The following is a 10905-nucleotide window of genomic DNA, read 5'->3' as shown; positions in this document are numbered from 1 at the left end:
GATACCCCATCTGCGCCTCAAAAAGTGAGGGATCAGGAAGATCGCGACAGAGCGCATCAAAGCGGTCTCGATATAGGAAATCCTGAATGGAGACCCACGGATAAGGCTGTTTTTGCTGAAAACTTGTGGCGCCCTCGAGCAGGCTATTCATGGTTGATCTGTCCAGAAAGCGCATGGCGATCCTCCCGAACCTATTACTGTTCTGCGACTATATTAACGATGAAATTGCCAACAAAACATAGCAAAAAAACGCTTTCCTGCACAATATAAATAGCAAAATAGTCGACTAGTTAGGTAGGTATTATTTTTTATCTGGAGCCGGTATTAGCCTGCGCAGAAAAGCTCGACGATCTTCCTGCTGCCCCTTTTCCAGCCGCTCGCGAGTATGTCGCCGAAAGGCGATGACTTGGTGCCAGGCGGCAAATACAGCCTCGGCATCTGAGTAGCGACGCAGACCCTGTACTTGCGGCTGGATGAGAAAGTGGCCGAGGCCCTGCCGATAACTCAAATGGGCCTGCCCCACCAGGCCCGGCACTCGTGGCGGAAGCATTGGACCATAGGGAACACAGGGTTGAGCAGCCCGCTCCGTGGCAGACCATCCCTCGGGTAGTGCAACAGCAGGAGGCGTTATCGGAATGAGGATTTGCGATAACGCAAGGGAAGTAAGCAATTGCGTCGTCCACCACTCCCCCAACTGCCGTGCCCCCCGCTGACATACCCTAATCGAAGGGTTGGCCGCAGAACTATCGTGGAAACATTCCTGCTGCCACTGCGAAAAAATCGCTGTAACAGCCCGGCTGAATTCCTCTAGATCCGCAAAGGATCAACTTTCCCAACTCACTATTTCATGGCCTCAGAACCAGTCCACAGCACGGCCAATATCTCCGTCTCTAGAATGCGTCCGAGCTCACGATACAGCAGTAATTCGCTCAGTTGCTGCAAGCGCTCGCTGAAATCCGGTAGCCAGTCACCCAAAGCATCACGGCCGAAGATCCAAGCCATCTCCGGATCCTCCTCTTCTAGGTACGCCGCACATTCGCAGATCGTGCCCAGATAATCGGCAGGAAGCCCTATCGCCGCCAATCCATACTCTTGGTAGAACTGCTCTAGGTCGGCAGCGCGGTGGCCATTGAGGATGCCATCCTCCAGAAATGCCGAGGCGAAAGGCGGGCAGAGGGCCGGAAAGCTGAAGAGTCGTGTATGCTCGCCTTGCCAAGCCTCCAAGGGCAGCCTCTCTAACTCCGCCAACGCTGGCCGGAGTATCGGATAGTTTTCGCTTTGCTCCCGCAAAAATCCCAGCGACTCTGTCGACGGTTCGGCCAGGGCCAGGGCTACCAAGCGCCAAGTATGAGCGTATTGGGCAGAGACTTACTGTCCGTATCAACCCCCTGCCCGTCAGCCTCGCAGTTTGCTCACGCGGATAGAGCACAATCCTCATGAGGCGATAGAGCAGTAGTCGTAAAGACTTCAGGAGTGAGATGTTTGGGCTGATAGCTCACACCTAGCTGGGTCTTCCAACGGTAGAACGCTCGCAGGTGATTCCGTGATCCTCGCTCCAACTCGTCGTAGACTCTGCGGATAATCTCCCGATCGGTTCGCCGGGCGGCCTTTTGCAGGTCGTCGATATCGAGTTCCTCAATGAGCAAACCGACGCGCACTGCCTCTTCGCGACTACGCAGGCCCTGCTCGACCAGCGCATCATAGAGGCGCTGCAGCTGCGGATTATGAAACCGCCCCACGGCCAGATCGTGAGCTGGATCGGGCAAACCGAAGTGTTCCAAGAGCGCTAGTATGGCGTCCATGTGGGCCTGCTCCGAACCGCTAATATTCCCGAAGGGCCGAATACCCCAGCGCTCATAGAGGCGGAGGTAGACGTCACGGGCGATCTTTTCTTCTTCCCGCATCAGCAGCAAGTCTTCCTGCTCTGCTGCACTCAGGACGCTACGCGGGCTGGCCGCAATTTGGGACCGCATCTGAGCAACATGTTCCTGGCGATGTGCACTGCGATCCGGCATTTCGTCGAGGGTCAGCGTTTGCCCCATGGCACCCCCGAGTCCGCGTCCTGCAGCGCCGCCGCGCCCCCGACCTTTCCCCATGCCTCGCCCTTGGCGAAGATTTCCACTACATTGATTATTCATGATATTCCCCTAACTTTTGACAAACTACAAAGCGCGGACCTGCTCCAGAGCATTTTCCAGAATTTTCTGGAGTTGCGCCGGCACCTCAACTTGCCCTTGGGCCGCCGAAAAACGCTCCTGAATGGCGTCCCGCAGCTGTTGCAGGGAGATCCACAAGGATTCCCATTCGTCCTTTCGTAGTGCTTCGAGTCGCTGACCAACAGCATCGGCCAACTGCCGGTTTTCCGTTAGGAAAGCCTTCCCCTGATCGGTGAGGCGATACAGGCGTTTATTTCCGTCTGCCGTCACCACAATGAGTCCAAGATCCTCCAGCATGTTCAGCATCGGATAGAGCATCCCCGGGCTCGGGCTGTATACCCCTCCCGACTTCTCCGTGAGCCGTTTGATCAGCTCGTACCCATGACAGGGCTGGCGGTGGAGTTCCTGCAGCACGACAAAACGCAGCATGCCTTGATCCAACAGTCGCCCTCGGCGTCTGCCGCCTCGCCCGCGACCACAGCCCTCGTCCGCTGCGCAGCCTCTGCAAAGATTCGCATCCAAGCCCTTCTGCTCCATCTACCATACCTTTTACGATATAGCTAAATTAGATATATCATAATCAATCACCGAATGCTGTCAAGTGCCAGTCGCGCCCACCTTCCCCGCCCGGATTCAGTTGCCCCAGGTGAGAATAAAAAGCCCGCTCGAGGCGAGCCATACTGCGCCGGTGTGCTGGGTGTGCTTTACAGTACGTTCACCGGGATCTTGAGGTAACTCTTACCATTGGCCTCTGCTGGCGGCAAGGCTCCGGCACGCATATTTACCTGCACCGAAGGCAGGATGAGCACCGGCATGGCCAGTTTGGCATCGCGCTCGGTGCGCATCTTGACGAATTCCTCCTCGCTGATGCCGTCCCGCAGATGAATGTTGCTGGCGCGCTCTTCGGCCACCGTCCACTCTGCACGCGGTTCCCGACCCTCCGGCGGGTAGTCGTGGCAAAGATGCAAGACCGTATCCGCGGGCAGCTGGAGTAGTCGCTGCACCGACTGGTACAGGGTGCGTGCATTGCCATTGGGGAAGTCGCACCGCGCTGAGCCAACGTCTGGAGCAAAAATCGTATCGCCTACGAAAACGTGCTTGCCCACGGCATAGGCGCTGTCCGCCGGAGTATGACCGGGCACATGCATCACTACAAAACGCAGTTCACCGACCTCGAGGCTGTCGCCATCGGCGAAGATGCGATCAAACTGCGAGCCATCGGTTTTGAACTCGCTCTCGGCGTTGAAAATGGGCTTGAAGGTTGCCTGTACCTGCGTAATGGCGGCGCCAATACCGATTTTGCAATCATAGCGCTGGCGCAAGAACTGCGCGGCGCTTAGGTGGTCGGCATGGACGTGGGTTTCCAAGACCCAGACCGGGTGCAAGTGCTCGGTCTCTACATAATCGACCAACTTCTGCAAGGACTGCTCGCTCGTGCGGCCCGACTTGGGATCGTAATCCCAAACCGGGTCGATGATGGCAGCTTTCCGGCTGACGGGATCGGAAACGACGTGGGTGAACGTCGATGTGGCAGAATCAAAAAACGTCTTGATCACAGGTTCAGTCATGCTAGTACGCTCCCTTCGCAAAAAACATCCATCGATGCAACTCTGGGTCGATCATAAAAATATGATCATGTCTTATTAATCAAGGCCTTGACTGCGACCTTTATAATTAGTATATAAGCAGACACTAACCAATTCAAGTTCTGGGAGCGTACCCCCAATTTCTCAATGAGGGTTTTTATGTGGACTGATATCGCGACTTTCGATCCTTGGACATCTTTTTTCGGTGGAATACTCATTGGTCTGGCAGCGGTGCTGTTGCTGGCGGTGAACGGAAAAATCGCCGGTATCAGCGGCATCCTGGGCGGGCTGTTTACCGCCCGAGGGGCAGACGTCGGTTGGCGCATCGCTTTTATTGCAGGGCTGATTGCCTCTCCTCTCCTGCTGCGCCTCACCCACTTCGACAACACCGTAGATGACGTCAACGGCACCCTGACCGCACTCCTGCTGGGTGGGTTTCTGGTGGGGTTCGGGGCACGCTTAGGCTCTGGGTGCACCAGCGGGCACGGCGTCGTTGGTCTATCGCGCTTGTCGCGACGCTCTATTGTTGCCACCTTGAGCTTTATGACGGCCGGGTTTTTGGTCGTCAACCTCGTTCGTCATGTCCTTTGAATGGAGGCAGCTCCCCATGCAACTCGTTAGTGCTCTGCTGATCGGTCTACTCTTTGGCGTTGGCTTGAATGTTGGCGGCATGACCGAACCGACCCGTATCATTGGATTTTTTGACGTTTTTGGCACCTGGGATCCCTCCCTGGCCTTTGTCATGGCAGGTGCCTTGAGCGTTGGTCTGCTGGCCTTTCCTTTCCTGGTTCGGCACGGCAAAACGGTGCTTGGAGAGAAAATGAGTGTGCCAACGCGCCGCGACATCACCCCCTCGTTGGTGATCGGCTCGCTACTCTTTGGCAGCGGCTGGGGTTTGAGCGGCTACTGTCCTGGCCCCGCCCTGGCGGCCATCGGCACCCTTGATACCGAAGTGCTCCTGTTCTTCGCTGCCATGCTGCTCGGTATGGTGTTTCACCTCAGCTGGGAACGCTACCAAAGCCGGCGTTTACAGCCGAAACAGTCGGCTAGCTGAGTCGTGCACCGTGGCGATCCGCGCGCTTGCGCGGGCTCGCCACTCACCGCGCCAGCACAAAAATCCGCAAGATTTTACGGTCCTTGACGGCGTGCAAAAGCGCCATGAACAGGTGCCCGCCCCAATATCCCCAGAGCAAATTGGCCACCAGCGAGTGAATGCTTTTGGGTAGAGCATAGTAGGTGGCGGCAGGTTTGACACCATGGGCGGAGAGAATCAGATAAAACATCAAAATACCCGAGAGCCCCATGGCCGTAACCACAAGAATGCCCAATCCATGTATAAAGCCGGGCAGCCCCCCACGCATTCCCCCGGCGGGCAAAATGCCGCGGCGAGTCCCGCGAATGTCTTCCCAAATCCGTTCTCTGTGCACCCCCCAATAGGGGAAAAGATGCAGACGAAGCTCCCGCGATAGGCAAATTTCTCGCCAGAACAACAAAATAACCAAAAAGGTAGCGGTACCCAACAGCATATGCGCCCAATACAGCACATGCTGGTACGGAGCAACGCCCACGTGCTTCCAAATCGCGTGCATTTTCAGCTGACTGAATAGCTGAAAGGTAACCAAAATCGCCAGGGCAAAATGCAACCACTTTAACGGTAAAGGCCAGTGCTGCGCTTCCATGATTTCCTCTCGGTAAGGGTAAACAAAGCAGAATACAGAACCGGGGCCAACCACAAGCTGGTGAAGGTGGCGAGCAGCAAGGCGCCCATTACCGACAGCGCCAAAGGCTGCAACAGCCCGGTGCCATGGCCAATGCCAATGGCCAAGGGCAGAAAACCAAAAACATCTGCCAGCATGGTCATAAGAATGGGACGCAAGCGCTGCCGGGCGGCCCAGGCAATCGTAGCTGGGCGCGCTTGGTACCCGCCCAATTGGCGGGCGCGGGCAAAGAGCAAAATCCCATTGTTCACGGCAATGGCAAAGACCAAGAGGATGCCGAGCATAGAGCTGCTATCGAGATCCGTTCCCGTCAGCCACAACACCAACAACGCCCCAGGCGCCGCAAAGGCGATGGCCAGCAAAACCGCAACCGCGGCGCGCTGGGAGCCAAATTGAAAGCCCAGCAACACCAAAAGCAGCAGGAGTGCCGCCGCCAAAATCATCAGCATTTGCTGAAAACTCTTTTGCTGTGCCTGGTAGTACCCGGTGATCTGCGTGCCCACGCCAGCAGGCAGATGGCTGCCATCGACAAGGCGCTGCAAACGTGCCGCCGCTTGCGACAAGCCCTCACCAAGACGCGGGTTGAGGCGAATTTCTGCCACCGGGACGAGATTTTGTTCCATCACATAAGGCACCGCTCCGCGCAAATGAATGGCCGCAGCCTGGCCGAGCGGCACTACACGCCCATTGGGCAGGGGCTCTGCGAGAGCGGCGAGGTCTTGCGGTGCGGTACCCTGCGCGCCCTGCACTTCCACGCGAATTGGCAAAATCTCCTCGCCTTGGAGCAGATATCCTGCCTGCACGCCCCAAAATTGCAATTTGACACTTTGCGCCAGGCGCTGCGGGCTTTCTCCAGCAATACGAGCAAACGGTGTTGGTTGCAGTTGGATCTCCGGGCCGGCCGAGGGGGCTTTGAGCACAATCGATTGAAACGCATGACTCGCTCGCAGGGTTTGGGTGAGGCCAGCGGCCGTCTGCTGTAGCACCGCAGGGCTCGCGCCGTAGAGCTGTAAGACCAAGGGCGCATGGGAGCCCGACATATTGCCGAGACGATTGACCATGACCTGCTGCGTCTCCAGGGTGGTGAGATCGGGTACGGCGCGCCGAAAGGCCTGGTGGATTTGTTGCATCACCGCATAGGTGCTGTCGGGGCGCTGGTCCTTCAGGACGATGGTGATGCCGCCTTTGTTGGCGGTGGAGTGGGCATTGCCGAGTCCGCGGCCAACCACCAGAGAAACCCGCGCCACATTCGGATTCTGCTCGGCAATCTGTAGTAGCGTTCGGCCCACGCGCAGGGTCTCGGCGGCACTGCTACCGGTGGGCGTGCGAAAGGGGACCACGAAAATCCCCTCCCCCCAATGCGGCAGAAAAGCGGTAGGCAGCTGCATGAAAAGCAGCGCACCGACACCTGCCAACACGAGCATTACCGGCAGGGCAAGGAGGGGACGTCGCAACCCGCGTACCAGCAGCCGTGCGTACCGGCGACGCAGCCAGGCCTCGCCCCAGAGCCGCCGCGCCGGCCGCGGACGTCCTGCCAACCAAAGCGCAAAGATTGGGGTGATGGTAATGGCGACCAACTGGGAGGCAGCAAGAGCAATGACAATGGCCAGGGCCATATCACGAAACAGGAGCCCCACGGTTCCCGATAAAAAGATGAGGGGAACAAACAACATGCAGGAGGTGAAGGTGGCCAGGGTCATGAGGGGCAACAAATCGAGTAGCCGCTGCAGGGCGCGCTCCTGCCGCCGCTCCAGCGGCTCGTGCTCGAGGCCATGGATGCCACGTTCGATAATGACGATGGCATGGTCCACCAAGGCGCCGATGGCCGCCGTTATACCGCCCAAGGTCATGATATTCATGCCAAAACCAAGGGCATGCAGAATCAGCAGCGTTCCCGCCAAGGAGAGAGGCACCACGGTCAGGGTTGCGAGGGCGGCATCCCATCGTCCCAGAAAAAACAACACGACGACAAAAGCCAGGAGCGTACCCAGGGCGAGGGCCTGCCATACATCCTGCAGGCTCGAGTGGATCAGGCGACTCAGGTTGTACACCGGCTGCAGATGAACCCCGGGCGGCAAGTCCCGCGCCAATTGCGCCAAACGCTGCTCGGCCGCGTGTGCCACCTGCACCTCGTTGCTCCCCTGCTGCGCCGAGAGGTCGAAAAGCAAGGCATGCTGCCAGCCGGGAACCGCGGCCGCCCGCAAGCGCGGCGGTGGCCCCAGTGAGACACTGCCGAGGGCCCCGAGAGGCAGTGGGGCGTGAATGCCCTCGGTATTGGGCGGGCCGATGGGCAAGGTAAGTTGCGCGAGCTCCTGCGGATTCGCGGGCCGCGGCGCCGTTGAAAGAACGAATTGCTGATGAAAGGCCTGAAGCACACCCGAGAAGAAGGGGCCCTGATCCTGCTGCAATGCCGTCAACACTGCCGCCGCCGAGAGATGGTATTGGGCGAGGAGATGGCGCTGCAGTTGCACCCGGAGTTCCGGCCAACCGCGGCCCGTTTCCTGCACTTGGTAGACCCCGGGCAGAGAGAGCAAAGCCGGGCGGATGACGAAGGCATAGCTCGCCATCATGCTCGAACTGTCGAGGCGATTGGACACCAGGGCGTATTGGAGCACAGGATAAATGTTCGGCCGCATGAGCCGTACGCTCAGGCTGGCCCCAGCCGGCAAGGCGACGTGGGAGAGGCGCGCTTGTAGGCGCAAATACACATTCTCGGGGTTGGCGTCGCGGTCGAAGTAGACGTGGATCTTGCTCAAACCCACCCCGGTCTGCGAGCGCACCAAGTGCACCCCGGCCACTCCCTCGGCGCTCTCTTCCAGGGGGCGAGTCACCTGTAAAAACATGATCTGTACCGGCAGGTCCTGGTCTTGCACGAGGATGGAAATCTTCGGGAAATTTACCGCAGGAAAGACACTCTCGGGCATACTGCGCAGCGCCACCAAGCCTGCCGCCAGCAACAGCAAGGACAAGACGAGGAGCGTGCTGCGCGTTGCCCACAAAAAGGCAAGATAGCGCCGCATCATGGCGCCAGCCGCACGGCAGCGCCGGGGGCAAGACGGGTCGCTCCGGCGGTAATCACCTCCTCGCCTACGCGCAGCGCGCCCTGCACCAGCACCGCAGCACCTCGCTTACCAATGATGTCGACCGGCACCTGCTGGGCCTGGCCGTGCTCCATCTTCCAGACAAAACTCCGGGCGCCGCGCATGACGATGGCCGCTGCGGGAACCTCTACGCTACCCTGGGCAGGGGCGATGGCCGGGTGCAGCCGCAGCTGCACCCACTCGCCCGGCAGTAAGTGATTCTTGGCAGGCAACTGGATGAGGACCGTCACTAAACCAGACTGGCGGGCACTCTGCCCGATGCTGCGTATGCTGCCACTCGTTTTTTCGCCATCGTAGACGATGCCCACCAGATCGCCAGCCGTCAGTTGCTGCGCCAGGGGCGGCGGTAACAGGGCCTGAATCCAGGGCTGGCCGCGCCCATCGAGGCGGGCGATGACCGTCCCGGCGGCCACCTGGGTGCCGTTGGGCACTACATATTGCAGCATCCCCGAGCTCGGCGCCGTAATCTGCAAGGCTGCTGCCTCCTGCTGCAAGGCGGCGAGGGCATCCCCCGCTTGCCGAGCGGCTAGCCGTGCCGTATCCACCTGCGCCTGCGCAATGACACCATCGGCAAACAGGTGCTGATCTCGCCGCACGACTTGCTCGCTGTAGCTGCGCTGTGCCTCGGCCGCGGCCACCCGGGCCGGGAAGCCCGCTGCCTGGATGCGGGCAATCACCGTCCCTCGCTGTACCTGGGCGTCGCCTTGCAGGGCCTCGAGTACCCGCCCGCTCGCCGGTGCTACCAGCGTTGCTGCGGCATTGCTGCGCACCTCGCCCAAGGCGGTTACCACCGCACCTTGCGCTGCTGCCTGCACTGGCATCACCTGCACAGGAACACCAGCCGCGTCGGCGATGGGCACGAACACGGCCATGAGGAGCCCCAAAAGGCCGCAGCGGCCTATTTGCGTGTTTTTCACGGGATTTGTCCCTCATCCAAAAGCAGCTGGGTATAGGCCATATGTAGGCGCAACCGTGCTTGTACGGAGTTGAGGCGTGCCTGAATCCAAGCGTTTTGCGCCTGGGCAAGATTCAGGGCATTGATGGCGCCATCCTGAAAACCCTTGCGCGTCATGTCGTAGACGGCCTCCGCTTGGTGCACGATCTTGTCGGCGCGCCGGGCGTTTTCCTGGGCAGCGCGAAAGGCTCCCCAATCCTGGTTCAAGCGGTTGCGCATTTGTAAGAGCAAGGCTGCCTTATCGGCACGAACGGCGGCGACCTGCGCCCCCGCCGCTGCCACCGAGGCTTGGCGTCGACCAAATCCAAAAAGCGGAAAATCCAGACGCAGGCCGGCCTGCCAACCGAGGTCATGCCCACGCGGAACGCCACTGCTATCGACGCCGTAGGCCAGTTGCGCGTTCAACACGGGCAGATAGCTGGCCTCTTGCACCGACTTTTGCGCCTCGGCAACCTGAATCTGCCGCTGCGCCACCTGCAAAAGCGGTTGCTTGGCCTGCATTTGCTGCCAAAGCGCCGTGCGGGTAGGTACAGGCATCGGCCCTGCCAGAGCAGCCGTCGCGAGCGTCGTTGCTGCTGTAGCAGGGAGATCCAATTGGAGGTTCAGGGCGCGCTCGGCGGTCTGTTGCTGCACCTTTGCCTGGGCGTACTGGTTGCGAGCCTGGGTCAGTAGTAGCTCCGTTTGCACCAGATCCATGCGTGCCACCGAACCTGCTCGAAAGGCTTTCTGGCTACGGGCAACGAGTTGCGTTTCCTGATCTACGGTCTGTCGCCACAGCGCCGTTTGTTCTTGCGCCAACCCTAAGCCAAACCATGCATTGGTCACGGCAGCTGCCGTCTGCAGCCGCGCTTGATCAACTTGGTACGCAGCCACCAGGGCGCCGTCGTGCGCCAGCTTTGCCAATGCCTGCAACTGGGCATCAAAAATTGGCGCCGTCACGACGAGCTCGGCAATACTCTCCTCGCTGCCATTGGCCGACACGAACAAGGGTTGCCCCTGCCGACTCGCCGACCAGATCCCACCCATCTGCAAGGACAATTGTGGCAGGCGATTGGCCGTCGACGCCGCGGCCAGATCGCGGCTGGCGCGAGCACGATCTGCGGCAGCCGCCACCTGCGCCTGCACGGCAATACCGCGCTCAACCGCTTGGGAAAGCGTCCAAGAGGATGCCAATGCCGGGGCCGAGCCAAATGCGACGGCAACAATGGCGGCTCGCCCCAAGGCGACCCCGGAAAATGCCGTGGGCAAAGTTGGTGCTTTGCGGAACATAGCTGCAGAGTATGGCACAGGTGTCTTTGCAAATAATTAGTGGAGGCGCAGAAATAGCGAAGGCGCCGCCTCCGCAAAGGCGACGCCCAATACCCCAACGCCTTAGGGAAGATCTGATCT

At 59.5% G+C, this 10905-nt stretch carries 10 protein-coding genes and 1 pseudogene; 2 read left to right on the top strand and 9 right to left on the bottom strand.

Annotated elements, in window-relative coordinates:
- Nucleotides 1-301 precede the first annotated feature (301 nt).
- The 5 genes and pseudogenes from hybE to RTI30_RS09755 all read right to left on the bottom strand — a co-directional run.
- Nucleotides 302-784: pseudogene (gene hybE, locus RTI30_RS09775) on the bottom strand ([NiFe]-hydrogenase assembly chaperone HybE); the annotation flags it as partial.
- Between the two features lie 56 nt (nucleotides 785-840).
- Entirely contained in the window at nucleotides 841-1338 is a 498-nt protein-coding gene (locus RTI30_RS09770; RefSeq protein ID WP_312262856.1) for a molecular chaperone TorD family protein, read from the bottom strand.
- A gap of 74 nt (nucleotides 1339-1412) precedes the next feature.
- On the bottom strand, nucleotides 1413-2138 hold the full coding sequence (locus RTI30_RS09765; RefSeq protein ID WP_312262855.1) for a DUF2202 domain-containing protein: 726 nt from the start codon (nucleotides 2136-2138) through the stop codon (nucleotides 1413-1415).
- A gap of 24 nt (nucleotides 2139-2162) precedes the next feature.
- On the bottom strand, nucleotides 2163-2585 hold the full coding sequence (locus tag RTI30_RS09760) for a PadR family transcriptional regulator (protein ID WP_312262854.1): 423 nt from the start codon (nucleotides 2583-2585) through the stop codon (nucleotides 2163-2165).
- Between the two features lie 275 nt (nucleotides 2586-2860).
- Nucleotides 2861-3724, bottom strand: coding sequence for an MBL fold metallo-hydrolase (locus tag RTI30_RS09755; RefSeq protein ID WP_312262853.1), 864 nt, complete (start codon nucleotides 3722-3724; stop codon nucleotides 2861-2863).
- Between the two features lie 177 nt (nucleotides 3725-3901).
- Between RTI30_RS09755 and RTI30_RS09750 the strand changes: the two genes are divergently transcribed.
- Nucleotides 3902-4333, top strand: a complete 432-nt coding sequence (locus RTI30_RS09750) for a YeeE/YedE family protein (RefSeq protein WP_312283702.1) — start codon at nucleotides 3902-3904, stop codon at nucleotides 4331-4333.
- A 16-nt stretch (nucleotides 4334-4349) separates the two neighbouring features.
- The gene (locus RTI30_RS09745) at nucleotides 4350-4796 is read left to right on the top strand and encodes a YeeE/YedE family protein (protein ID WP_312274916.1); all 447 of its coding nucleotides are present in this window, start codon (nucleotides 4350-4352) and stop codon (nucleotides 4794-4796) included.
- Nucleotides 4797-4839: 43 nt separating this feature from the next.
- On the opposite strand, the gene RTI30_RS09740 is transcribed toward RTI30_RS09745, so the two are convergent.
- Genes RTI30_RS09740 through RTI30_RS09725 form a run of 4 tightly spaced genes read right to left on the bottom strand, consistent with a single transcriptional unit; the run spans nucleotide 4840 to nucleotide 10785 of the window.
- Nucleotides 4840-5421: a cytochrome b/b6 domain-containing protein gene (locus RTI30_RS09740; RefSeq protein ID WP_312274917.1), complete on the bottom strand. Its 582-nt coding sequence runs from the start codon at nucleotides 5419-5421 to the stop codon at nucleotides 4840-4842.
- Nucleotides 5391-8483 (bottom strand): efflux RND transporter permease subunit, encoded by a 3093-nt coding sequence (locus RTI30_RS09735; protein ID WP_312283701.1) that lies wholly within the window; start codon nucleotides 8481-8483, stop codon nucleotides 5391-5393. Before RTI30_RS09735 ends, RTI30_RS09740 begins: the two co-directional genes overlap by 31 nt.
- Nucleotides 8480-9433 carry an efflux RND transporter periplasmic adaptor subunit gene (locus RTI30_RS09730; protein WP_312263401.1) on the bottom strand — a complete coding sequence of 318 codons (954 nt, stop codon included), beginning with the start codon at nucleotides 9431-9433 and terminating at the stop codon, nucleotides 8480-8482. Before RTI30_RS09730 ends, RTI30_RS09735 begins: the two co-directional genes overlap by 4 nt.
- A gap of 41 nt (nucleotides 9434-9474) precedes the next feature.
- Nucleotides 9475-10785, bottom strand: coding sequence for a TolC family protein (locus tag RTI30_RS09725; protein WP_312263400.1), 1311 nt, complete (start codon nucleotides 10783-10785; stop codon nucleotides 9475-9477).
- Nucleotides 10786-10905 lie beyond the last annotated feature (120 nt).

The organism is Candidatus Igneacidithiobacillus taiwanensis (assembly GCF_031962545.1).
Taxonomy (GTDB): Bacteria; Pseudomonadota; Gammaproteobacteria; order Acidithiobacillales; family Acidithiobacillaceae; genus Igneacidithiobacillus; species Igneacidithiobacillus taiwanensis.
The sequence above is the reverse complement of the archived record's forward strand: the minus strand, read 5'-3'. Positions and strand labels throughout refer to the sequence as shown.

What these genes read in the sequence shown, in the direction of transcription:
- RTI30_RS09755 (WP_312262853.1), bottom strand. Translation starts at nt 3,724, where the DNA reads ATGACTGAACCTGTGATCAAGACGTTTTTTGATTCTGCCACATCGACG.
- RTI30_RS09745 (WP_312274916.1), top strand. Translation starts at nt 4,350, where the DNA reads ATGCAACTCGTTAGTGCTCTGCTGATCGGTCTACTCTTTGGCGTTGGC.
- RTI30_RS09750 (WP_312283702.1), top strand. Translation starts at nt 3,902, where the DNA reads ATGTGGACTGATATCGCGACTTTCGATCCTTGGACATCTTTTTTCGGT.
- RTI30_RS09765 (WP_312262855.1), bottom strand. Translation starts at nt 2,138, where the DNA reads ATGAATAATCAATGTAGTGGAAATCTTCGCCAAGGGCGAGGCATGGGG.
- RTI30_RS09735 (WP_312283701.1), bottom strand. Translation starts at nt 8,483, where the DNA reads ATGATGCGGCGCTATCTTGCCTTTTTGTGGGCAACGCGCAGCACGCTC.
- RTI30_RS09725 (WP_312263400.1), bottom strand. Translation starts at nt 10,785, where the DNA reads ATGTTCCGCAAAGCACCAACTTTGCCCACGGCATTTTCCGGGGTCGCC.
- RTI30_RS09730 (WP_312263401.1), bottom strand. Translation starts at nt 9,433, where the DNA reads ATGGCCGTGTTCGTGCCCATCGCCGACGCGGCTGGTGTTCCTGTGCAG.
- RTI30_RS09740 (WP_312274917.1), bottom strand. Translation starts at nt 5,421, where the DNA reads ATGGAAGCGCAGCACTGGCCTTTACCGTTAAAGTGGTTGCATTTTGCC.
- RTI30_RS09760 (WP_312262854.1), bottom strand. Translation starts at nt 2,585, where the DNA reads ATGCTGCGTTTTGTCGTGCTGCAGGAACTCCACCGCCAGCCCTGTCAT.